The following is a 22,340-nucleotide window of genomic DNA, read 5'->3' as shown; positions in this document are numbered from 1 at the left end:
AACGTTCCCATCGGCGAAATCGCAACCTGCGAAAAGCCTGCGGAGAATGGTCCGTCCGCATGATCGACGGTGACGAGGAACCAACCCGATCATTCTGTCTGGAGTCTTTCGCCCTCGCCTTCGCAGAGGGCCAGAGGATACGTGCGGGGCTTACCGACTTCAAACGGATCTAGGTTCAATCCTCGGAAGCATCAGGCTCCCATCGTCCTGCCTCCAGGAAGGGCCAAATCGCATCTTCAAGACGACGTGGAATGGTGGGCGATGACGGGCTCGAACCGCCGACATCTTCGGTGTAAACGAGCGTTCAAACCGCAGGAACGGCGCATTTCCGGGCTTTTTTACGCCGTTTATGCCCGAACATTACCGTCGAAACCGAGCACTTGGGTGGATTATCTGAGCGCTTTCTGGGCGCAGTTTGAGTCTCTTACCGCCATCTGGAGCGATGGTAGCGGGAGGCCGTTTCGTATCCATGGGTTGTTCCACATAGAGCACACTTAGCAGCCAGAACATTAAGAGACGGATTTGCCGACCGCCCTTTCAATTATGTCTGTCACGCTAGGAGGCTCGACATTGTCGCCTCCGTGGCCGGGAGGCGGGCGACAAAGAGCCTGTAAGATCATCGATCGATCTTCCTTCGTTGCCGCTTCCTGCTCGATCATCTTATAGTAAGTTTCGATGATCGTTTCTCGCTGACGAGCGTCATCCATGAGCAGCATCGATCGTATGTTGAAGCGCACAAGAAGTTTGATCAGCCAAAAGTAAAGCGCTAACGGAATCGTGATCACCACTAGCCGGCTCACTGTTGCAACGGTCAGCACGACTGCGTTTGGTTCAGAGCCTAGCGGAACGTTGGTGGCGTCGGTCAAATGTTTTAGAAAGTTAATTACAGTATCATTCTCAAGAACAGCCAATATCGGAAGACCAATCAAGAATACTGCTAATGCTAGGCTAGATATTACTAACGCACGCCAAGAATCTGTCGCCCGATCAGACCAATAACTGACAACCTGTCGGTAAGCCGTGCGAGCTTGCGCTGCATTCAAGAAGCTCGAAAGCTTCTCTTCAGCATCCAGGCTTTTAGCTTGGATATCAGCCTCGAACCCATCCAACCGAGCTTGTAGGTCTTTCGCATGCAGCTGGAAGGCTGCTACCTGTTCCGCGGCCCGCTCCGCAGCCTCAATGGCCGTCGTTGAGCGTGTTCGAAGCTGCTCAGTTAAGACCGCAAAATTATTGGCGGCCACTCCCATGTCTTTGTTGGCTTTTTGAACCGCCTGATCAGCCTCAGAACTTATTTGATTTAGTCGGTCAAATATAGCACCAGTTTGATCTCTGGATCCTTCGTCAATAGCGCGCCATGCCGCATAACTCGCCATTTCGCGAACGATTGCAATGGGCGTGTTGGTAGGTTGTGGACTATAAGAGTTTCTAATTTCAAAAACTAAGCCACCTGCAAATGCAACTAGTGGGTTGTCCTCCCCAAAATCAGATAATTTCAGGGCGCTGACGACGTCAACGTTTGCATTCGTGACAACAGGGATAGTTGATTTCAGCGCAAGCGTGGACTGCTCTTCCAGTATTTGGGCAGGGGCATTAGCTGTCGCGTTTTGGACGATTCCCTCTATTACCCTCTTAATTATGTGATTGCTATCATCTGAATTCTTGTCTTCCGATTTCTGGTAGAATGCATTGATAATGGCCTGATAAACATTGAGCTGACGACTAGAGTATAGGGAGATGGCCTCTCTGGCGTTCGGGCCGCCTGGCGCATACTCGCGATCTCGAAGAACGGACCGAACTATCCTGTAAGTGCCAATTTCCATCGCTCCCCCCCTTTATCCCCAGCAACACTTTGCAGAATGCTGTTTTCAAAGCAATAGCAGGGTCTATGCTGTCAGCTTGGGAAGCTAGCCCTTTGACAGTAATCCAAGGATTTTGCTGTAAAATCGATGAAAACCTGCTCGTTGATTTCAATAAGTTAGGTCCGAAATGCAAAACCGTCGGACGGCTATCGAGGCAAGTCCGCGCCGGCGATCTTGCGGGTGTATGCGCGTTCAACGCCGAACACGGCTTCATCTTTCGTGTCCACGCTGCCGCTGGACGAGCCGCTGAACCAGAACCACTTGCCAACGCCAGGGCCATGCAGCTCTTTCCTGATGCGGCCTGCATACTTGCTCTGAAACTCGGCACAGAAGTCATATGGCACCTCGGCCCCGGCGATGACGGTCCGTTTCCAAGAGAGGTGAACTCGCGCGCCGCGATCGACAAGGCATTGGAAGGCGTCTTCCTTCGTCTCGAACGTTTCCACGATCGCGCTGCCATCGACTATCTGCCAGCCGCGTTGATAGGCGGATCGGACTAGGAGACGGTCGCTAGCCACGGAACCGTTCCGTGTACCAGGTGATCTTGCCGTCGACCTTCATCGGCTTGTGGATCATCAGCTTCTTGGGAAGGTGCTCGGGATGCACCTCGAGCAGCGTGATCTTTATGTCGGGCTTGCATCGGTTGCAGTCGAACTTGAGCTTCAGCGGATCAACGCCGCCGCCATAGACCATCATCAGATCGGCGGAACGGCAGTAGCGGACGTTGCCACAGCTGCATTCCGCCTTGACGAGCATATTGTGCCGGGTGGCCTTGCCCAGCGTGTCGATCGGGTCGTGCGCCATGAGAACAGAAAAGGAACATTTTCCTTGAACGTCAAGACGGCTTATGGAATCTTTTAGCCATGAGTGATGAACCCGCCCGCCAAACTGACGGCTTACCCGCACTGCGGTTCGCGCATGAGCGGATCGAAAATCACGTCTGCGAGTTTGACGAGTGCGAAAACGCGCGCCGTTCGGATACGCGAAGCCGAGGCAGGCATCGCACTGGTTTTGCTTCGAGCATCGCGAACGCGGCGACAGCTATTTGGCGGGGGCGAGATGATTGGTCGACCAAGAGAAGCTAGCGAGTATCCAGACCGCTCCATCGACTGCCAGGAGGCGATGGAGCCCGGCTTCCAAGCCATCGTCGATTGCATGCTGGAGGCCGGATGGTCGCGCGGCGAAACGCTGCGGTCATTGAAGCGGCTGATCGCGGCCGACAACATGACCCAGAAAGAGAACGCTAGGACGGAAGCTGAGCTTGCCATTGCTCGGGCGATGATGCGTGCGGGCAAGCCGTTCTAGCGAATCACGACTCCGTAAAAATCGTACATTCATTTTCAATTGAAAGAAGACGACGGGAGAGTAGGATTGCTGTTCGCCCGGCTTCCTCAAATGGCCGGCTTGGCCCGGCTAGTCGCCCTGTGTCAACCTGAAGGCTGGCCGGGCCGCCTTGACAATCCTAGCGACGGAGCGGCCATCGCGAAAGCGAGAGGAGTTCAGCCTCGTCTTTGATGCCGGCCATATAGTTTGCGATGACCCGCGATGCGATCGCATCGAGGGTGTCCGGTAACCGTTGCTCAAGTTTCAGCTTGTCGAAAACCCTGCCGAGGAGTGCTAATTCGGTTTCGTCGAATATACCGGCGTCACTCGCCACTCGTCGGATTGGCACCATCTTCCTCCCGAAAGTCCTGGAGGGAAGCATGCCGCAAATCCTCCTCGCCGCGCAAGTGTTTCACGCGGCCGATGATGCCAGGCTTTACCCATTGCGTCGCCGGCCGCTTCATGCCCTTCGGCGCCGGCGCGGCGTGCTCCTGGACGCGCTTCCATAGCCGCTCGCGGATGGCCCGGCTGGAGTTGATGAAGGCCGACCCGACATAGCGGCCTGTCGCCCGATCCGCCATCAGGGCAAAGGCCGGCTTGCCGGCCTCACGCTCGACGCCTAGCAGCTCGTATTCCTCGACCGTATAGCATTTCGCCTTCAGCCAGTTCGTTGACGGGCCGCTGCGGTATCTGCTCTCGCGCCGCTTCGAGACCATTCCTTCAAGGCCGGCCTGGTCGACCAGGTGGAAGATCGCCTTGGCTTCGCCCGGCAGCGGCTCGCTGAACTGGATCCGGCCGCCAGGCTCGATCATGCTGGCCAGGATCTCGCGCCGTTCCTCGAGCGCCATGTCGCGCAAATCGTGGCCATTGAGGTGCAGCAGATCGAAGGCGACGAAATAGAGGTCATGTTGCCGGCGGGTGATCGCCTTGCGCAACTCGCCGAAGTCGGAAAGCCCGGCTTCGTTGAGCACGATGATCTCGCCGTCGACAATGGCGCTTTCCGCCCCGAGGCCCCTCGCCTCCTGCACCAGGTCGCGATATTTCGCGGTCCAGTCATGGCCGTTGCGGGTGTAGATCCTGGTGCCGACTTCGTCGATGATCAGTTGCGAGCGGTAGCCATCGAACTTGACTTCGTGAATCCAGCCGTCGCCTTCCGGCGGCTGGTTGACCAAGGTCGGCATCAAGGGCGCGACGAACTTCAAACGCATGCACGGAACTCTGACAGACCGCCATTAAATAAGATTGAGCTAAAATAGTTCCGGAACTTTCAACGCGCCAGCGTGTTCGGTCGAGCATGAAGAACGATCCCGAAGGACGTGCCGCCTTGCGGCTGATCAGGGAGACGGTGGAAGAGCATTGCCCGCCCGGCGTGCTGCCAAGCGAGGAAGCCGTGAACGGCATTTATGGCCCTGGCTTGATTGATGAGGCGGAAGCCATCGCCGCGGCGATTGTCGCTACGGTCGAGCGATTGCAGCTTCGCGCGGCCACGAAGCCGCCAGCGCCGAACATCGCGCACAAATGAAACGCAAAAGCCCGCCCCGGCGAACCGGAGCGGGCAAGCACGCGATTCGACAAAATCGCACTAGGCGCATAGTATCCCCAAGTGATGGGGGAATTTTCATGCGCTTTTATTTCGTAGCAGCAATTTCTGCTGCCCTATTCGTATCCGGCTGCTCAGCCGATTACTTAAACCATTACGATAGCGTGACACTGGCATCTGGAGACGCCAACCACGCCAACGCGATTATGCAGACGGTCGATCCGTTCAATCCCAATAGCCAGAACACTCACATCGAAGGCGATGGCGCCCGCGCTGTCGCCGTTGTCAACAACTACCGGCGCTTGACCTCTCGCAGTGGAGGCGACCTGGACTGCGCTGGCGGCAAGGGAAACAATCCGGTTGTTGTCGGCCCCGTAAGGATCATCGGACCCGATACAAACAAACTGGACCGCGACCATGATGGGGTCGGGTGCGAGTAGGCTAACCGCCGCGCAGCACGCGCCAGATATCGCCCCAGTAGGCGGTGACCAGCGAAGCCAGCGCCGCCGCTGCCATCCCGGTAACACCAAGAGCGCCAAGCCCCATCAGCTTCCAGCGTGTCACCTCGGCAGTCACTTCCTTGACGCTGGTCATGTCGGCGTTGAGCTTGCTGACCGCGCTTTCGGTGGCGGTCACGCGTTCAACCAGCTCATCGGTCTTTTGGTACATTTTCGCGCGGCTGGCTGCGGCACGTTGTTCCGATTGTTCGTAGCTCAGCGCGGCTCGCGCATCGCTGTCCTTGATGTCACGGCGGATCTCGGTGATGTCCCGCTGCATATCCTGCGTGGCTTGCAGCAGGCCGCCGATCATCATTTCCAAGCTTTTCGTTCCCGATGTCGGCATCAGCCCCGCCCCTCAATGCTAGCGCCAGCAGCCGCGGCGCTGGCCGTTGCGGTCGTTGCCCAGCACGCGTTCATAGCCGGGCCGGTCGGCGTCGATCAGCGCCACCGTGCCGGCCGGGCTAAGGCTTGCTTTCAGGAAGCCCGCGCAGCTGCTCGCAGGCGTCGACTGGCATGCCACTCCCGCGCAGGCCAGAAACACAAAGATCATAGTCAGACATACCAGCGAGCTTCGCATTGTCGCCCTTCCTTTCCAGTTCGGCTTTGAGATCGGCTGCCGCGACTTCGGCAACGCGGCGGGAATATCCGGAGCTGTCACCCCGGCCGTGTCCGACCAGGTAGGCGATCGGCACGGCGGCGATGAGCGCTGCGAGCGCTACGAGCTTCCAGTACTTGAGGGTGAGCGACAGAACCTCGCCCGCCGCAACCAGGGCGCCCATCAGCGGCGCGCCCCGGTCTGGAACGCCTCGACGCCCTTGGCCTCGCCATGGCGCGCGACTAGGTAGAGCCCGCCGGCGACCACCGCGATCGCCAACATCCAGACCCAGCCGGGCAAATCGCCGGCGGCGTCCTTAACCGGCTGGATGTAGCCGCTTGCCGCGCCGAGGTTGCCGAGGATGCCGTCAAAGAAGCTCCCGACGAGCGCCACGAGGCCGGTGAAGAAAGCGCCGACCTTGGTCAGCCAGTTGGTGCGCACCTCCGGCACCTTGTCGCGCACGACCTCGGGCGTGGCGTCGGTGCGCGCCGGCGCCAGCACGCGCGGCTTGGCCTTCTGCAAGGCGAGCAGCAGATCGTCGTCGATGCCGTCGCCAGGCGGTAGGCCATTCTCGGCGCGGAAAGCCCGGATGGCGGTCGCTGTCATTGTGCCGGTCTTGCCGTCGACGCCGCCGACTTCGGTATAACCGAGATCCTTGAGCTGCTGCTGCACGCGCGCGATCGTATCCTTGGCGACGGCCGGCACAGCGGCAGCCAGGTCGACCGGGGCAGGATCCGGAGCGGTTGGCGTCACTGGCGAAGCCCCGGCTGACTGTGCCGTCATCTTGAGCGCATTGGCGCGCACCGACTTGACGCGATCGGACCAGCCCTTGCCGAACTCTCCCCAGGTCGGCAGCTTCTTCAGGAACGCCAGGCGATCGTCGCAGACGCCGTCGATAATAACACCAGCCGGCTTGGCCTCGACCGCGGCAAGTGTCGCAGGACCAATGCGGCCATCCTGCGCGACGCCGGCAACCGCCTGCAGGTATTTCGCCGCCCTGCCCGGCCCGCTGTTCACAGCGAAGTCGAACACGGCATAGTCGACGCCATCCGGCAACTCGGCGCCGGCCACCGCATCCCAATAGAAGCGTCGGTAGACCGTGGCGATCTGCGCATCGGTGATCTTCTTCAGGTCGGCCTTGGTGGCGTCGGCCTTCACATAGCGGCGGAAATTGGCCAACGTCACGCCCGTCATAGTCGGTCCGCCGGGATCCTTCGGGTTGTCGCTCCAGCCACCTTCGGATTTCAAAACGAGAGCAAGCGCCCGCGCGAAGTTGCGGTCCATGACAGGTCCTTTCCGCCCTAATCGGGCAGGTTGTTTGGTTTCGGATTTTGGCTATGGTTGCCGGCCGCAGAGGAGGCCGATGCGATGGCGAGGAAGCCGGACGATGATGAACTGCCGGATGAAATCCCGTTGGATCTCAGGGCGCCTGCCGCCGACAATGATGGGCCAACGGGGAACTCAACCTATCTCAGCATGCCTTGGGCAAAAGCCAGCGCCAGCATTCTGGCGAGGGCCTTACGGACATCAGAGATCAACACCTATGACGGCGGCCGGCTGGTGCTTGTTGATGGTGTCTGGGTCGTGCTGAAGAGCGGCGAGAGCAACGATGCCGACGTAGTGCGCGAAGCGCTGCGGAAGGTGGACTAGGCAACGTCAAAGTGGCTATATCAGACCTATGGTTAAGAACAGGGCCGAACTGGTTGCAGCGCGTATTGCCGGCGTGTTGGCGGTCTTGGTCTTTTTTGCGTGGATCAGCCGAGGCGAGAGCCAGATCAAGGACGGCGAATGGCATTTCTACGCGCCATCTGATCCCGTCGTTGTCAGCGACGGCACTGAGGTCGCTGGAAGTCCCATCATGAGCCGATGGAATGGCAGCGCATGGGAATACCGGCATATGACCCAGGATGAGGAAATCGCCTTCAACGATTTGATCGGCGGGCCGCCGATGCCTACACCGTCTCGGCCTTGAGATCAGTTACCGTTGCGGCAGGCTTCTTTCGCGTGGCGCCGGCCAACCGAGCCACCCATTCAGCTTCGTTGAACCATCGCTCGACCCATTGATAGCTGATGAAGCTAACCGGGAAGATCGCCGCGAACAGGGACAGCCACAAAACCCATTCGCTAACCTTCCCAACAAGGCCCAGTTGCACATAGCTGGCCGCCATCACCGCGAATAGCAGTTGATGCCACAGGTAGAGCGAATAGGAAGCGTTGCCGAGGTCTGTCCAAGCTTTTGAGAACGTCCATATCCGCCTCATCTCGACAGCGACCAAGCCATAGACGATGAAACCACTCGGTAAGCCGAAGCACACAGTCCGCCACATCACAGGCAAAGCCCACGCGCCCTTCGGATCGTGGAAACGATAACAGATCGCGCCGATGATCAGCCCGCCAAACCCTAAGACCAAGGACGACAAGGCGTACTCCGAGAATTTCCTCTCGACCAGCAACGCGACGATAATTCCGAACGCGAACTCGAGCACGATAGGCGCGGTAAACACCGAATTCACGTAGATGCCGGCGCTCCAGATGTAGAGAACAGTTGCCATCCAAAGAGCGATGATGGCCACGATGCGGCGCGGGAATAGCAAAATACCCAGAGCGCACACCGCATAGAACGTCATCTCGTACTGTAATGTCCAAGCAGCCAGAATGCGATTGTTCGGCTGGGCAATGAGCAGCGCCAGCTTCCACCATGGTTGCTGCTTCATGCCCGCCGGGGATAACTCAGCAGCAGGCATCAGAACTAGCACCAGCGATGCGATGAGGAACGCTGTCAGATACACGGGGTAAATTCGGAAAACCCGCCTCACCACAAATTCTCGCAAGGCCCGCCACCTTCCGGTGACGTTGGCTTTCCTCCCCAGCCTGTCAGCGGACAGGAAAACCACGAAGCCGGAAATCACGAAGAAGAGGTCGACGCCGGAGGGGCCGATGGCCCCGACGTACTGCGACCAATGATTCCGCATAGGGACGAGCGGGTAGAAAGAGTGGGTGAACACCACCATCAACGCCGCGATGGCGCGGAGTCCCTGGACATTCTTGTAAAACATGCCACCTGACTATTTCTGACGGCAGGTGGCATAGCAGCACAGAGCCGAGGCGGCAACTTTCACTCCCAATGAGCGTCTGACAGGCGGACGAACTTGTTCGTGGGATCAACGCCGTAGACGCGGACATCGCCGGTTGCCAGGATTTCAACCCAAGTCTGATTTGCCTGCCCTGCCGTCGCCACCTTGGAACCAACGGCAGAAAGCTGAATGTTCCGCACCGGCTTCATGTAGGTCGGCAGGGTCATAACCACCGTAGCGTCTGCGAGAGGGCCAGCATTCGCCTGGATCACTCCGTCAAGGTGTTTATAGCCGCGCTCATCAATCCAAAAGACCGCTGCAGGAGACGAAGCCGTCCAACTGTTTGCGAACCAGGAAGCCGGGACGGCCGACGTTAAAAGACTAGGATATTTCTTCGTCCTTGCCGGCGTCGCCAGCCCAAAGGCAGCTCTTGCGCACGCCTGGGCTATCTTGGTGCGAGCGGTGCGCCCCTCGTGGATATTGTCAAAGACGTTGGTGTCGACACGACTCCCACTCCACGTGGAAGCCCAAGTCAGATACTGCGCAAGAGTAGGACCGCATATCTTCCCGGCATCCACGAGGGCAAATTTGAAGCCTAAATCTCGATAAGAAGCAACTTTGCGTCTGATGATCTCTCGATACGCGGGGACAGCTGCGCCATTGACCGAGGCCTGACCCTGATTGACGAAGCCCGTCACCCCGTATGCGTCGGCGCGACTGTAGAATGCGGGCGTAAGCAAGACTGTAACTCGCGCGCCTAAACTGCGGGCTTGGTCAAACATAGCACCCAAATTGGTATCGAATGTGGTTTGCGAGGTGATACCTTGGGCATCGTTGGTGCCAAGGCCAATGAACACATCGGTATAACCCGTCATGTCTAGAGCAAGGATGCGAGTAAGCTGCTGAGCCAAGGTCTCGCCCGCTACAGCGATGTTTTTTGTATATTCCCACTGCACCCCCATCGAACCTTGCATGATTCGCGCAATATCGTCTGGCCACCCTTGGAAAACCGGGTCCATTTTGCTGTCGCCGACGAACAACGCGCGGATTGGGCGAGGCGCTAGGCGGCTAGGGTTCTTCACCTTCACCATATTGAAGAAATGAGACGTGCCCGTCTGACTTGGCCCAAAAAACAGGCCAGGCCCGACATACAATGCAGGCGAAGGGAGGTCCCCCTCCGCGAACACCACGCCGTTTAGGCCAACCTGGTATTTCGTGGGGGTGATAAGGTCTACCGTGATCGATCCTTGAGCGAACGTGTACGACGTCTCTGGCGTAATATTCGCGCCGAAATCTGGAACATTGACCTCTGTGAACGTGCTGGCTGCCGTCAGCTTCTTGTGGATGGCACGCGAGTTGAGGGCCGCATAGACAGCATGGTAGCCGCCATCAAAGGCGAGCACCGCAAAGGGAACGTCATTGACGTTTGGACCAACCACCCACGAGTATTGACATGCGGCTTCAGGCACTACGCCAGCGAACATAAGAACGGAATTGTCAGCCGTAGCCCTGTTGATCTGAATGTCGTTTGTCGTCTTGGTGATGCCAGTTGACGTCGCAGAAGTAGTGTTGCCGTTCGGCCATGCGTATTTCAGCATAGTGACCGCCGCCGCCGACATGTCCACCACAGTCGGCTCGTCGTAAGCAACATCGCCATCGGTGAGGAAATCCACCTTTGCCACTGGCTCCGCATGGCGACGGTATGTGACGTTCAGCGATGTGCTGATCGAAGTAAGCCTACCCGCCCCTACGATCGTAATGGGGGGTCCGCCGGCAGCGACTTCCGCTGACGTCCTGTCGTTGTAGACGTTCGGTCCGTTGAAGGTCGGATTGCTCGTGGCATCGATAGGGATGCCGGTAAAATCGCTCGTCGTCGCGAAGTAGAACACGCCGGTGTTCTGCCGGACCATGACAAGGGTTTCGCCATTCGTGAGCGCTGCCTTTGCCGCAGCCCAAGCGGCGTCATTGTTGGTGCCAGTATTAACGCCGGCCACGCCGTCATCAACAAATCCGAATTCGGTCGAGTAGTGGACCGAGTCACTGACGGTGCTGATCCGCCCATTCAGATCATTGAAGGTGTCGCGAAGGTCTTGCTTCGGCGGCTGATACGGGTTGCCGGCAGGGCCGTCAGCGAAAAGCGTGTTGAAGGGTACGACTGCCATGGATGGTTTTCCTTTTCGCGAAGAACGGCGAATGAGAATGATCGAGGGGCTTTAGGTGACGACCTTCGGCCCGGTGGCGACGCTTGTGGTGCTCTCCACACCGGATCCGTTCGCCGAGCGCAGCCAATAGTAATAGGTGCCTGCCGCGCGCCCGGTGTCCGTCCAGGCGTCGGCCGATGACGGCGCGCCGTATTCGGTGCGAACGAGGGTAGCGGTGCCCTCATTGTTGACGGTGTTGCGCCTGATGTTGGTCGCGACATAGTTGCCGGAATTCGGCGTGTTCCAGGTCAGCGCGACCTGGCCGACGCCGCCCGTGGCGACAACGCTGGTGACCGCCCCGGGCGGCGTCGTATCGACCGTCGAGACCAGCGTCACGGTGCTAGTCCAGGTGCCGTAGCTATTGTCGGCACCAATATAGGCGGCCTGGACGTCGATCGAGTTGTTGGCAGGCACGGGATTGGTGTTGAGGACGAGCAGGCCGGCCGACGGCGTCGCGCCAGGGAACTTCTGTTCGACCCAGGCGCCGGGAACGCCACCGCCGACATCCGATATCCTGTAGTGGACAACCGGCGTGAGATCGATCCGGTTCGGATCGATCAGCGCGACGCGGATGTACACGCTGCCGCCCCCGGAGACTGCAACCGCTGTGTCGATGATCGGGATCGGAATGCCATCCGATACCGGCTTGGGCGGCACAGGCGGCGCCGATCCCTCGTCGACGGCCGGGTCCCAGGCGTCGATATCGTCGGGCATCATCACAAAGGTCATCTGGAAGCCACCGCGCGACACCGACAGGACAGACCGCCGGTTGTTGACCAGCTTGCCGGTGAGCGACGGCAACCGACGCGGCGTGTTCAGCCGAACCCATGGCGCGTAGATGGCATTGATGCCAGTGAACCTGACGTCAAGCGTGCCGCGCTTCTTGGCCCGCGCACGGGCAAATTCGCGCTTGCCCAGCCGGCGCGCCTGGCGCCATTGCTGGCACCAGATGTAATTGCCATCCTGCGGCAGCACGCGACCAGCCGCGATCTGTGCTGCGGTATCCTCGAAATAGTCGGTATCCGTCGTCGTGTAATCGGTCGCCGGATAGGTGAATTTCGGGATGAACTGATTGACCTCTTCCTCCGGCAACACGTCATGCTGCACGGTGTGGCCGACGATGTCGGCATCGGTCAGCGTGGCGACATATTTTTCGCGGAACTTGCCGGCGACGACAAGCAAGGCGCCATCGCCGCGTTCGCACATCCAGCCGTCGCAGGTCGCCAGGATGGCATTGGTGCCGCTTTTCGGATCGTGTTCGGTTGTGTCGAAACCGCCGCACTCGTAGCGCTTTTCCGTGCCGCCGGAAGCCCTTGGCACGTCCTCGTCGCAGACATCGGCTTCCTCCTGCCACATGTCGAGAACAGGCAGCAGCGCCTTGCGAAAGTCGCGCTTGGTGCCGAACGGATTGAAGCATTCGTGCCAGGCGAGGTGAAGGATCGGATTGCGGGAGAACGCCCAGGTTGATGGGTCTTCCGGACTTTGCGACGGGTTGCGGAAATCCCAGACCAGGGCCATCTCGGCAACGACGGACAGTGCCGGCTTGCCATAGGGGAAGGACTTCAGGAAATTATCAGCCCCGGGGCCGACGCAGAGCATGCCGATGGAGGCCTGTCCGTCGCCACGATGATTGTTCGTCCAGATGCCTTGGCCGCTTAAGATGGTAACGAAATCGGCGATCGGCGTCTCTGGCACTAGGCCAAGGACGGGGTAGACAAAGACAAGATCCCTGTCGTCGTCGACGTAGCGACCGCCGCCGGGGGATTGAACGTGACCGCCGATGACTTCAACCTTGTCATCGTTCAGATAGAAGCCGGTGTAGGCATTGATGCGATGTCCGACGATGGCCTGCACCGAAAACATCCGGTTGTCGAGCGCTTCCCACAGCATCATCGCGCCGGCCAGCCTGGCCTCGCCAACACCCCAGAAGCGATAGGGGATCGGTTGCGTCAGCGGCGCACGGCCATCCTCCGGTTTCGGCGGCTTCGGCGTGAGGAGATATTGCACGCCGGCGACGATCGCCGTGGTGACGATCGCCGAGGCGATCGCCGCGTAGGAAATAGTTGCGCCGAAGAGCGAGAAACCGCCGCTGCCCAGAATGGCGGTGAAGATCGGCGTGAAGATCGGGTCACGATGAACGGGCCAGCGATATTCGCCGCTCCAGCCCTGCGCGACGATCTCCTGCGTCGTCGCCGTCTCGAAGGCGCCGATGCCGGGATTGTATGTGCCCTTGCGCGACGCTGTCGTCAGCGCCTTGCGCAGCGCATCGTCGAACGGGTTCACGCTATGCGCCATGCTACGCCGGTCCAATGGAGATGCTTGACCATGACGCCGCGCGCCGACATGACGGCCCAGAGCGGGCCGAAGCGGATGGCCGGGATTTCCTTCACCCTGGCGCCGGCAGCGTCGAAGCCGGTCATAGCCAGGACCATGCCGATATCGCCGTCACGCGCTGTCTGGACGCGATGGAAGCCCAGAGCGGAGAGTTTCGCACCGACCAGCCGTTCGGCGCCGCCAGAGGCGCGCAGGATGGCGGCAGCGGCATCAGCGTCGAAATAGGTGCCGCGCAATTCGGCACCGGGATCCTTGCCCGTCGCGGCGACAACCCAGTCGGCCGCGAACAGCGTGCAGTCGGTGTACCCCCACTGCCACCGATGCGGCAGCCGGATATATTCTTGCAGCGTCATGGATGCCTCAGTAATTCGGCCAAGCCGGCGCGACGCCGCGCGCCAGGCGCGCCGTGCCGTCGCAGAATTTGTCGGTCGGATACATCGCCTTCTGGTGTGGCCCCGACCACAGCACCAGCGACGCCCGCGACCTGGTGTTGTTTCCAGATACCGTGGCCAGCGTGATCGTCGTCGTCGGGTTTTCAGAGCCGGACACTGCCAGGCTCGATTCCGTCGGATGTGATGCCGTTCCCGTCCACAGCGCAATGATCGGGCTCGTCGGCTGGTAATAATCGTCGAGCGTGGTGATGCCGATCTTAAGATCCTTGCCGCGCACATCCGGCATGGTGTCGAGGACTTTGGCCGCGGTATCGGGATCGATGCCGGAGATGCCGAATTCGACGCTCGAACTCTGCCCGTTGACCAGCACCTCGAGCGTCGGAACGTTGAGCAGCCGGCCGCCGCCGAGATAGACCGTGCCGTTCTCGTCGAGGCTGTCGAAGCCGGCCGGGATGTCGTTGACACCGGCCCATATGTGCAGGCCGGGGTCCGTATCGAGTCGAAAGAAGATGCCTAGCATATGGCTCGACGCCATACGGTCGAGAACGGATTGCGGCACATATTGCAGGCTGTAGGAGCCGACAAGGTCCTGCCAGGCCATGGTTCAGAAGCCCTCGACGAATTGCAGTGTCGGCGACGCCCGCCAGAACCCCTGGACCTCCCAGGGCAGCGTGAAGCCGGGCGGAAACTTCATGACGCAGCGTGGCCGCGCGAATTCGACACGGGTTCCCTGGGTCACCGCCTCGCGCAGCGGACGATCGAGCGACAGCGTGTAGCGCTGGCCGGCACGCGCCACGCCGTCGATGGTCTCAAAGGCCGGAACGGGGTCAGTGTGATCCCAATTTCGATAGGCGCGCCAACCCTTGTTTGGATGGTAGATCGAGAACCAGTCGGACCAGCGCAGATTGCGGGCGGCGCCATAGATTCGAAGCGTGATCTTTCCGGCATTGAGCGCGGCGGCATCCATATTGGCAATCACTGTCGTCTGGCTGTAGCCGGCGCCATCGGCAAACAGGGCGCCATCGGAATGCGGAATGCCGCCGATGATGGGACGCGGGATGTTGCGGGAATCGACTGGAAACGGCCCCATCCAGTCCGACTTGATCGGCACATTCATGAACCGCACACCGCTGTTCATCCAGGCAGCAACCCAGTTGATATATTCGTGCTCTTCACGCGCCTGGATGAAGCAGCTTTCATAGGAGCCGACAAGCACGCCGCCGCCGCTGGTTTCGATGGTGACTGATTCCCCGAGGCCGTTGCGTCCGCCCTCAAGTCCGCCGCCCTTGGTGTCGAAGGACAGACGGGCCGGTTTCAGGAAGTCGATGTCGAGTGTGGGGAGATCTGTATAGCGCCCCATCGCTCAACCCTTCTGCGACGTGTAGCGCCGCTGCGTCTCGCCAAAGCCGCCGCTGATCTGGCCCTGGTGATACTCGCTGATCGCCTCTTGCGCACCCTGCCTGGACAGCGTGCGGATATGGTCATCGCCACTGGCGCCATAGATGTGCGTATGGAGTTCGATCTTTGTCGGTTGGGCAGGTGCCGGCCGGTTGGCATTGGCCGCCATGCGCATCGAAACATCATGCGGGATGACACGCGAGCCGCGCGGCAGGTCGACGATCTCGCCGCCCTGCTCGTTGATCCGGGCCAGGCCGCCAGGCGCGAAATCCGTGCCGCCGGCGAAACCGAACAGTTTCGGGATGAAGCCGAGCAGCGAGCCGAGAAAACCGCCGCCGGAAGATCCTGATGCCGTGCCCCCGCCGGTATAGCCGAGAATGTCGGACAGCGTGGTGTTGGCCTGGAAATTCTGCGGCTTGAGCCCATCCAGGATGGAGGCAAGACCGCCCTTGCCGTCAATGCCGCTGGCAAGGCTCTTGACCGTGTTAGTGACGGTACTGTCGAGACCGCCGAGACTGTCGGACGCCTTGGCGACGGCGGCGTTGAATTTGTCGACATAGACCGATCCCGACGTGCCCAAGACATCCTTGGAATTGGCGCCGGTGGAAAGGGGTCCGCCAGTGAACCATGCCGACGCGGCGTCCTGCGGATTGCCATACTTGGACAGGTATTTGCCGAACTGCTTTTCGAAGATCGCGTCCTGTGCGCCTGGATTGGACAGGAAGTCTTTTGGCGACATCACCTCGCCGAAGGTCTCTTTCGACCATGACGGCAGGTTGCTCTTCATGACCTGGTAGGCGCCGAGCGCCTGGTTGCCATTTTTCAGCACAGGACCGAGCGCCGAATAGCCGCCGCTGCCTGCGCTCTCGATCGAGCGGATCGCCGCGGCATAGGATGCCATGTTGCCGACGGCGGAAAGAGGCGCACGCGTGACCGCGCCGGCCGCATAGTTGTCGTTGGCGGCCGAACCGAAGATCATGTCGGCGAAGCCGCCGGCGGTCCCGAAGGCCGCGCCGCCCGCACCCGGCCGCTGTCCGGTGATCGCCGATGCAAGCCAGGACGCGATGGTGTCGAAGATCTTGCCCAGCTGATCGTCCATCGACTTGGTCAGCGCGTTGAGGATCGACGTGCCGAGCGCCTTGCCGACATCGCCGCCATTGCGCAGCAGCTCAGATTTGAAATCGGTCAGGAAGCCGGTTGCCAATTCCTTGGCATCGCTGAATTTGGCGATATCGCGCATCTGCTGCGCCGCCGGCGAATTGAGGTCGACGGCGAGACCGGCACCCTGCTGGCGCGATGCGATCTGCTGATCCTGCGCCGAACGGAACATCTGGTCGCGCTCAAAGGCAAGGTCCTTGTCAAGGCGCGCGCGTGCCAGGGCCTCGGCGACCGCGCCATAGGCCTTGGCCTGCTTGTCGATGATGGCGACCTGGTCGGGGCCGAGTTCGATATTCTGCGCAAGCGCGGCATTCAGCGCCTGCTGCTTGAACGTGAAGGCCTCCAGCGCCGCACCCGTCAGGCCGAGCGCCGTCGCCTGGTTCTGCAGGTCTGATATCTGGCGCGACGACGACTTGCCGAAATCATTCATGAAATCCTGATCGGCCGGATTGTCGTCGACCCCACGAAAATGCGGGATGGGGATGTTGCCGCCGGCGAAGGTCGGGCCGCCGACGCCGCCGGCATCGGTGAACACCTTCTTGACCGCTTCGCGCAGCCGCTCGGCGCCCAGCTCGGTCAGTTGCAGGTTTGCCTGCAATTCCTTGATTTTGTCGAACAGCGGATTGTTTTCGAGTACGTCCTGCGTCTTCTGCAGGCCGGTGACATCGTCCGGCAGACGCACGAAGGGGATACCGCCATTGATGCGAGGATCGGCATAGCCCTGCCGCTCGAGGTCGCTGCGCGTGAACACCTGCTGGTTGACGCTCTTGCGCAGTTGAAGGCCGGCAATCGCCAGCTCCGATTCCTGCAGCTTGATCGACGCTTCCTGCCGCTTTAGCTCCAGTTCCAGCAACTGTTTCTTGGCGTCGAATTCCCGCTGTGTGCTGGCGACGATCGACGCCGACGCGGCCGACTGCGCGTCGGCAGTCGTGGTGATCGCCTTCTGGTACTCGCTCTGGATCGAAACCAGATCCTTGATCTTGCCGTCGATGGACTCGACCGAAGAAGCCTGTGCGGCAAGTGCACGGGTCGCACTGTCCACGCCAAGCGACGCCTCGGCGGAAAAGGAGGCGATGAGCCTGTAGGCCCCGTATATGGCGGCGAGAGCAGCTATCCACGGCCCGGCGGCGCGCGCTACGCCGCCAAGGATGCCGGCGCTATCCTTCAGCAGCGCGTTGAGCCCGCCTTGTGCGGCATACATCTGAGCAATCTGCGGCCCTTGCTGCGCCGCGATGATCGCCAGCGGCGTGCCGGCGGCGAGGCCTTGGCCGATGTCGAAAGCCTGGTAGCCGAGATTGGTGCGGCGGAAGGTATCGCTGCCGCCATTGCTGTTGGCCGGCGCGATCTGTTTTTGCGCGGCGAGTTTGGCATTGGCGGCAGAGACCGCGGCGGCAAGTTCGGTCTGGCCACGCGCCATGAACAGCGACGCGTCGCCGGCAAGCTGGAATTTCCGATAGATGCCGTCGAGAATCGGCCCCGCCTGCTCCATCTTGATCTTGCCGCTGTCGATCCCGCGCGACAGCGAGTTCAGCGCCGAATTCATGCGCTGCGCCGAGGCATAGCCGTCGACGAACTGCCGCGACAGGCGGGCAAGCACGTCGCCGGATTGCACGATCTTGGCATCCGTCTGCGCAGCGGTGGCGGCAACCTCGCGGTTGGACGCCGCCATGGCCTTGTCGGCCGCGACCTTCTGCTGGGCACCAGCCGTGTATTTGGTGGCGTCAAGCTCGGGCGCGACCCGCAGGGATGACAATTGCTGGACCATGAGATTCCCGCAAACCTATGAGGATGGAGGAACGCTTTCTGGCGGAGGCCTGTCGCGCTTTGCGACATGCAACAGCCAGGCGTCGTCGAGGATCTTGAGAAAGGCCCGGAACAGCTTGAAGTCGTCGCCCGATATGCCATGATCGTCGGCATAGGTTCTGATCACCATGTAGGGGATCGGACCCTCGCCACCCATGGCGCCATAGAAGCGGTCAAACCGGATCGCTTCCCACGCCTGCCAATAAAGACGATGCCAAGGCTCCGGCTCGAACTCTATGCGCCCGGCGGGAAACGCTGCCTTGATGACCCAGTCTTCGGCGTCTTCTTCGGCCGCCAGCTCTTCAAGCCAGTCCTGCCGTTCGGGGTCTAGGCCTTCTCGCCAGATCCTGTCGCGGAAGGCCTCGAGGAGTTTTTTCCCGCTTCCTCGACGAACTCGACGTCGGTGAGCGAAACCATGGCGGCGCAGTTCTGGACGCCGGCGATGAAGTTGCGGCCTTCCGGCTCGCACATCATCCCGCGGGCGACATCCTTGCTGTACGGCTCATCGAAACCGCGCCAGTCATGCAGGATATGCTTGTGAAGCAGCTTGCCGACCTCGACGGTGCGGATGTGCGGCGGCACCGGACTACCTTTGTAGGCGCGGGCAAGCCGCTGCTCCATGAGCGCAAGCGCGGTCTGGTAGGCGGGAAGGTGCAGCGATGACACGTTGAACTCGACGCCGGGGAAATCCGGTGAAGGTATCCAGTCGCCTTTTTCCTCGCGTTCGAGATCGGCTTTCACCGATGAAAGCTTCACAAGGTCTCTGGGCTTTTGCCCATCGGTCTGGTTGGTCATTGATCTATCCTTTCGGGAGGATTGTGGCCGGAGCGCCCGAACGCTCCGGCCGTTCTGCGCAGAAACCAGTCTTGAGGACTGATCAATCCTGCTTTTCGGGGGCAGGTTCGGAGGCCGGAGCGGCCCTGCCGTCATCGCGCGCCTTTTGTGCGAATTCGGCCGGCACCGGCGAGGACAGGATACCGGCGCGGAACGCAACGGCTTTTTCGTTCCCTGTGCCCCATGGATCGGCACGGAAGTCAGTGAGCGGGAGGATGGCTACAGGTCCAGCGCCGGTCGGCTGGACGGCTTTATTTGGCTTGCGCATCATGGTGCATCCGTCTTGGTGATGGTGATGGTCGCGGCCGAGCTCGAGTCATAGAAGCCCTGGAAAGGAACTTCGATGACGACAGGCTGGCCGTTGCCGGGAGCGGCGGGGCCGCCGTCGAGGAACTTCACCTTCGGCAGGGCGAACTGCAGCGAGTTGCCCGCTTTGTCCTGCAAGGTGAAGCCGATCGTCACGTCCTCATGATTGAGGATGGCGGTGTAGGCGGCCAGGCTCTCGAACAGCACAGTCATGGTGCCGCTGACTTCAAACCGGCCAAGGCCGTGGCCATACGGCGCGTAGGAGCCGACGACGTCGACCTGGTAGATGTTGTTGGTGATGCGCAGGCTCATCGCCTGCACCTTGGGCGACGACACCAGGGCCGCAGAGGTGATCGACAGGGCCGCGACATTGAGACCGGCGTTGAAGTCTTCCGTCGTGGTCGGGGCGGCATAGGTGGCGCCGGCGATGATGGCGGTGGTCGGGGTCGGGCTGTCGATGCCCATGATGCCCCATGACGCCTGCACCGGGGCGCGGGAGCGCATGTTGAGGTCGAGCGTGTTCCAGCGGCAGCCGGTGTACCTGATATAGCTGTCGGTCGTGCCCTGCTCATAGGTGAATTCCAGCGCGCCGGTCTTGTGGGTGATGCCGTTCTTCAGCACGCCTGTCACGAAGGTCGAGCAGAGCAGACGCTCCAGCCAGGTGTTGTAGGTATTGTAGGAAAACCTGGTTTCGATCGTGCCGGTGACCGCACGGCCGACATCGGTGATGCCGGGCACGTTGCGATCGGAGCGGACCTCGTCGGAAATGTCGGTCTGCTTGTTGATGCGCACGCTGGCCGTGCGGTAGCGCGTTACCTGAAATGCCGGGGTGGCCGGAATGGTGCCGGGCGTCGCTTCCGACACGTCGGCCAAACGGACTTGACTGCCGTCAGCGAACGACATGGTGCTTCTCCTTTGGTTTTCAGAAAGACCGGTCGATGCCGGGGTTAGGTCGTCGGGGTCGACGTGATGTCACGACGGGTCCAGAAGATGGTTCCCGCGGTGGAATAGTAGTTCGGGAAGTCCTGGCCGGGAGAGCCTTCGCCGATCGACATTTCCGGCATGAACAGGTTGCCGATCGGCTTTTCGCGGAAGAGGTAGAGCAACCGGTTGGCATGGACGCGCCCTGCCCTGCTTCCGCTGCCGCTCGGCGTCATGACATGCAGATAGGTGACGCCGCGCTCTTCCCACGCATTGGCGCCAGGCGCGCCCATCGTGTCCTGATTATAGGTATCGCCGTAGACCTCGACGTAGAGCCATGCCGGCGTATTGGCGTCGAGCAGGTCCTGCACGAATTCATTTTCATAGCGGACCGGCAAGGCGCCATCGCCGGCGGCGTAGTCGTCGAGCACACCCTTGAACGCGTCGAAGGCTTCGGGGCTGGACATCAGTTCACCGGGTTGATGATGATGGAGGGATAGCTCAACACGCCCGATTTGCGGCTAATGCGGTCATGGCTGCCGCGCCCCTTCAGCCGGTATGGCATTCCGGAATGGATGCCGGCCGGCACGTCGAGAAACTTCGACGTGAAGGTGAAGGCGCCGCGAAAGCGATTGGCCATTGCCCGCGCAGTGCCGGCGAACAGGACGCGTTCCGCCACGCCCAGCATGCCGACTTCAGCCTTGCGGACATAGGGCTGGAAATTGGTGATGATGATCTCGGCATCAGGCCGGATCCTGGTGAAATCGGTGACGACGGTGCGCCCGCTCACAATGACGATGAACGACGAGGCGAACCGGCCGGACTTGCGCGGCGAGCGCTTCTGCAGCTCTTCCAAAGCCGCCTTGATCACGAGGTCCCAGTTGGTGAATTCGTAGACGATCGCGCCCGGCGCCCGGTAGCTTTCCTCGGCGGCATCGGCGACGCCGTTGACGATGCGCGTGTAATTCGGCGTGGCTAGGCCTTCGGCGATGACGCGGGCGAGCTCTGCCTTGGCGAACGCCGCAACCTGGTGGTTTATCTCATCCGGTTCGAGGCCCGCCGTGGCGACACGCAGATCGCGTTCGAAGAATTCGAAGCCGGTCGCCATCAGCCGGCCACCGTCAGATTGACGCGCACCACGACGCCATTGACGGCGATCGGGTCGGCGAACTTGATCTGTCGGACCTTGCCCTTGACGACTAGGAAGTCGTTTTCGCGTGGAATGCGCGGATCGACGGCACCAGGCGTGACGGTGTGACCGGTCGGCCAGCCTGCGGCCAGGATCTGGGTCAGCGATATCACCGCCATGGAATAGGCTTGCGTCGCCGTGCCGACGATCTCGGCGGCGCGAAGGCCACGCACCGATGCCCGCACCGCGACATCCTTGTCGACGACGGGCGAGCCTTCCTTGCGGCGCAAGGTGCAGTCCTCGCCATGGGCGGCAAGCTGACCGTCGAGCGACGCAATGGCCTCGGCAGGCGTCATATGAAAACCCGTAAGCCGTCGAGCAGCCGATCGCAGGTGCGCTCGATGATGCTGCTCGCCTGGTCGGACAGCGTGAATTCGCGACGGCCGACGCCGTCGACCTCGTCGACGCGCAGATAGAGGCTTTCGACATCGAGCGAAGCCATATGCTGCACTGACAGGATGATCGCCTGGCGCGCGCGTTCGGGAATGGCGCCGGTCTTGCCGTCACCGGTGCCGTTGTAGCCGGCGTCATAGCGGATCCTGATCGCATCAGGCTCGCTGGCGACCGGGGGAAACGAAAAGCCGCGCGCCAGCCAAAGCTGATCGTCGAACAGCCGATAGTCGGCGGATTCGACTGTCTGCACGACTTCTGCGCTGTCGAGATACTTCAGCGAGATGTTGCCGATGATCGGCGGGCACGGCAGTCGGACGTTGCGATGGCAGAACGCCGGCAACGTCAGTTCAAGCGTCTGCGGGCCGATGGCCCGGCCAAGCCAGCCTGTCGGACCATCGATCTCTTCGGTGACAGCCGCGATCATCGCCGCCACTGCCGCATCGTCGGCAGCGTGATCGCCGGCGATATCCGCCGGCGTGACGATGGGCGATGGCGGGGTGATGACGCGGAGGGCCATGGA

The 22,340-nt window shown here is 60.8% G+C and carries 27 protein-coding genes; 6 read left to right on the top strand and 21 right to left on the bottom strand.

Annotation, left to right across the window (positions count from 1 at the left end):
* Window positions 1-509 precede the first annotated feature (509 nt).
* The gene (locus tag D3242_RS22980) at window positions 510-1,820 is read right to left on the bottom strand and encodes a DUF6161 domain-containing protein (RefSeq protein ID WP_064982713.1); all 1,311 of its coding nucleotides are present in this window, start codon (window positions 1,818-1,820) and stop codon (window positions 510-512) included.
* 92 nt (window positions 1,821-1,912) lie between these two features.
* On the opposite strand from D3242_RS22980, the gene D3242_RS33625 reads away from it, so the two are divergent.
* A complete protein-coding gene (locus D3242_RS33625; protein ID WP_155772692.1) occupies window positions 1,913-2,359 on the top strand; it encodes a hypothetical protein in 447 nt (148 codons plus the stop codon).
* 10 nt (window positions 2,360-2,369) lie between these two features.
* Here D3242_RS33625 and D3242_RS22970 read toward each other — a convergent pair whose 3' ends face one another.
* Window positions 2,370-2,663, bottom strand: coding sequence for a response regulator transcription factor (locus D3242_RS22970; RefSeq protein WP_064982709.1), 294 nt, complete (start codon window positions 2,661-2,663; stop codon window positions 2,370-2,372).
* Between the two features lie 255 nt (window positions 2,664-2,918).
* Here D3242_RS22970 and D3242_RS34385 point away from each other — a divergent pair, with 255 nt between their 5' ends.
* Entirely contained in the window at window positions 2,919-3,164 is a 246-nt protein-coding gene (locus D3242_RS34385) for a hypothetical protein (RefSeq protein ID WP_064982706.1), read from the top strand.
* Between the two features lie 341 nt (window positions 3,165-3,505).
* Here the strand turns inward: D3242_RS34385 and D3242_RS22955 are convergent, their stop codons facing one another.
* Entirely contained in the window at window positions 3,506-4,390 is an 885-nt protein-coding gene (locus D3242_RS22955) for an ATP-dependent DNA ligase (RefSeq protein WP_064982704.1), read from the bottom strand.
* A gap of 86 nt (window positions 4,391-4,476) precedes the next feature.
* Here D3242_RS22955 and D3242_RS22950 point away from each other — a divergent pair, with 86 nt between their 5' ends.
* Both D3242_RS22950 and D3242_RS22945 read left to right on the top strand, forming a co-directional pair.
* Complete coding sequence (locus D3242_RS22950) at window positions 4,477-4,704, top strand: hypothetical protein (RefSeq protein WP_064982703.1); 228 nt, start codon at window positions 4,477-4,479, stop codon at window positions 4,702-4,704.
* Window positions 4,705-4,802: 98 nt separating this feature from the next.
* The gene (locus tag D3242_RS22945) at window positions 4,803-5,162 is read left to right on the top strand and encodes an excalibur calcium-binding domain-containing protein (protein ID WP_064982701.1); all 360 of its coding nucleotides are present in this window, start codon (window positions 4,803-4,805) and stop codon (window positions 5,160-5,162) included.
* A 1-nt stretch (window position 5,163) separates the two neighbouring features.
* On the opposite strand, the gene D3242_RS22940 is transcribed toward D3242_RS22945, so the two are convergent.
* The 3 genes from D3242_RS22940 to D3242_RS34380 all read right to left on the bottom strand — a co-directional run bounded on the left by D3242_RS22940 (window position 5,164) and on the right by D3242_RS34380 (window position 7,101).
* The gene (locus D3242_RS22940) at window positions 5,164-5,535 is read right to left on the bottom strand and encodes a DUF1515 family protein (protein ID WP_223217939.1); all 372 of its coding nucleotides are present in this window, start codon (window positions 5,533-5,535) and stop codon (window positions 5,164-5,166) included.
* Window positions 5,536-5,683: 148 nt separating this feature from the next.
* Window positions 5,684-6,001 carry a hypothetical protein gene (locus tag D3242_RS22935; RefSeq protein ID WP_064982697.1) on the bottom strand — a complete coding sequence of 106 codons (318 nt, stop codon included), beginning with the start codon at window positions 5,999-6,001 and terminating at the stop codon, window positions 5,684-5,686.
* Window positions 6,001-7,101, bottom strand: a complete 1,101-nt coding sequence (locus D3242_RS34380; RefSeq protein ID WP_167470451.1) for a glycosyl hydrolase 108 family protein — start codon at window positions 7,099-7,101, stop codon at window positions 6,001-6,003. Before D3242_RS34380 ends, D3242_RS22935 begins: the two co-directional genes overlap by 1 nt.
* 84 nt (window positions 7,102-7,185) lie before the next feature.
* On the opposite strand from D3242_RS34380, the gene D3242_RS22925 reads away from it, so the two are divergent.
* Both D3242_RS22925 and D3242_RS22920 read left to right on the top strand, forming a co-directional pair.
* A complete protein-coding gene (locus tag D3242_RS22925; protein ID WP_147377475.1) occupies window positions 7,186-7,467 on the top strand; it encodes a hypothetical protein in 282 nt (93 codons plus the stop codon).
* Window positions 7,468-7,495: 28 nt separating this feature from the next.
* Window positions 7,496-7,789, top strand: a complete 294-nt coding sequence (locus D3242_RS22920; RefSeq protein WP_064982693.1) for a hypothetical protein — start codon at window positions 7,496-7,498, stop codon at window positions 7,787-7,789.
* Here D3242_RS22920 and D3242_RS22915 read toward each other — a convergent pair.
* The 15 genes from D3242_RS22915 to D3242_RS22845 all read right to left on the bottom strand — a co-directional run bounded on the left by D3242_RS22915 (window position 7,770) and on the right by D3242_RS22845 (window position 22,337).
* Window positions 7,770-8,873, bottom strand: coding sequence for an acyltransferase family protein (locus D3242_RS22915; RefSeq protein WP_064982691.1), 1,104 nt, complete (start codon window positions 8,871-8,873; stop codon window positions 7,770-7,772). The two genes, D3242_RS22920 and D3242_RS22915, sit on opposite strands and share 20 nt — an antisense overlap.
* A gap of 59 nt (window positions 8,874-8,932) precedes the next feature.
* Window positions 8,933-11,053, bottom strand: coding sequence for an SGNH/GDSL hydrolase family protein (locus D3242_RS22910; protein ID WP_064982689.1), 2,121 nt, complete (start codon window positions 11,051-11,053; stop codon window positions 8,933-8,935).
* A 51-nt stretch (window positions 11,054-11,104) separates the two neighbouring features.
* Entirely contained in the window at window positions 11,105-13,387 is a 2,283-nt protein-coding gene (locus D3242_RS22905) for a phage tail protein (RefSeq protein ID WP_064982687.1), read from the bottom strand.
* Window positions 13,372-13,779: a DUF6950 family protein gene (locus D3242_RS22900; protein ID WP_064982685.1), complete on the bottom strand. Its 408-nt coding sequence runs from the start codon at window positions 13,777-13,779 to the stop codon at window positions 13,372-13,374. Before D3242_RS22900 ends, D3242_RS22905 begins: the two co-directional genes overlap by 16 nt.
* A 7-nt stretch (window positions 13,780-13,786) precedes the next feature.
* Window positions 13,787-14,419, bottom strand: a complete 633-nt coding sequence (locus D3242_RS22895) for a hypothetical protein (protein WP_064982683.1) — start codon at window positions 14,417-14,419, stop codon at window positions 13,787-13,789.
* A gap of 3 nt (window positions 14,420-14,422) precedes the next feature.
* Entirely contained in the window at window positions 14,423-15,178 is a 756-nt protein-coding gene (locus D3242_RS22890) for a hypothetical protein (RefSeq protein WP_064982681.1), read from the bottom strand.
* A 3-nt stretch (window positions 15,179-15,181) separates the two neighbouring features.
* Window positions 15,182-18,139, bottom strand: a complete 2,958-nt coding sequence (locus D3242_RS22885) for a hypothetical protein (RefSeq protein WP_064982677.1) — start codon at window positions 18,137-18,139, stop codon at window positions 15,182-15,184.
* Between the two features lie 15 nt (window positions 18,140-18,154).
* On the bottom strand, window positions 18,155-18,361 hold the full coding sequence (locus D3242_RS34490; protein ID WP_425374464.1) for a hypothetical protein: 207 nt from the start codon (window positions 18,359-18,361) through the stop codon (window positions 18,155-18,157).
* 143 nt (window positions 18,362-18,504) lie between these two features.
* On the bottom strand, window positions 18,505-18,972 hold the full coding sequence (locus D3242_RS22875; RefSeq protein ID WP_064982673.1) for a hypothetical protein: 468 nt from the start codon (window positions 18,970-18,972) through the stop codon (window positions 18,505-18,507).
* An 82-nt stretch (window positions 18,973-19,054) separates the two neighbouring features.
* Entirely contained in the window at window positions 19,055-19,282 is a 228-nt protein-coding gene (locus D3242_RS22870; protein WP_064982670.1) for a hypothetical protein, read from the bottom strand.
* Window positions 19,279-20,220 (bottom strand): phage tail tube protein, encoded by a 942-nt coding sequence (locus D3242_RS22865; RefSeq protein ID WP_064982668.1) that lies wholly within the window; start codon window positions 20,218-20,220, stop codon window positions 19,279-19,281. Before D3242_RS22865 ends, D3242_RS22870 begins: the two co-directional genes overlap by 4 nt.
* Before the next feature lie 44 nt (window positions 20,221-20,264).
* A complete protein-coding gene (locus tag D3242_RS22860) occupies window positions 20,265-20,705 on the bottom strand; it encodes a hypothetical protein (RefSeq protein ID WP_010915693.1) in 441 nt (146 codons plus the stop codon).
* Complete coding sequence (locus D3242_RS22855; RefSeq protein ID WP_064982666.1) at window positions 20,705-21,346, bottom strand: hypothetical protein; 642 nt, start codon at window positions 21,344-21,346, stop codon at window positions 20,705-20,707. The genes D3242_RS22860 and D3242_RS22855 overlap by 1 nt, the downstream gene beginning before the upstream one ends.
* Window positions 21,346-21,723 carry a hypothetical protein gene (locus D3242_RS22850; protein ID WP_064982665.1) on the bottom strand — a complete coding sequence of 126 codons (378 nt, stop codon included), beginning with the start codon at window positions 21,721-21,723 and terminating at the stop codon, window positions 21,346-21,348. The genes D3242_RS22855 and D3242_RS22850 overlap by 1 nt, the downstream gene beginning before the upstream one ends.
* Window positions 21,720-22,337 (bottom strand): hypothetical protein, encoded by a 618-nt coding sequence (locus tag D3242_RS22845; protein ID WP_064982663.1) that lies wholly within the window; start codon window positions 22,335-22,337, stop codon window positions 21,720-21,722. The genes D3242_RS22850 and D3242_RS22845 overlap by 4 nt, the downstream gene beginning before the upstream one ends.
* Window positions 22,338-22,340 lie beyond the last annotated feature (3 nt).

It is taken from the genome of Mesorhizobium jarvisii (assembly GCF_003601985.1).
GTDB lineage: Bacteria > Pseudomonadota > Alphaproteobacteria > Rhizobiales > Rhizobiaceae > Mesorhizobium > Mesorhizobium jarvisii.
Note: the sequence above shows the minus strand (reverse complement) of the source record. Positions and strands in the feature narration are given on the sequence as shown.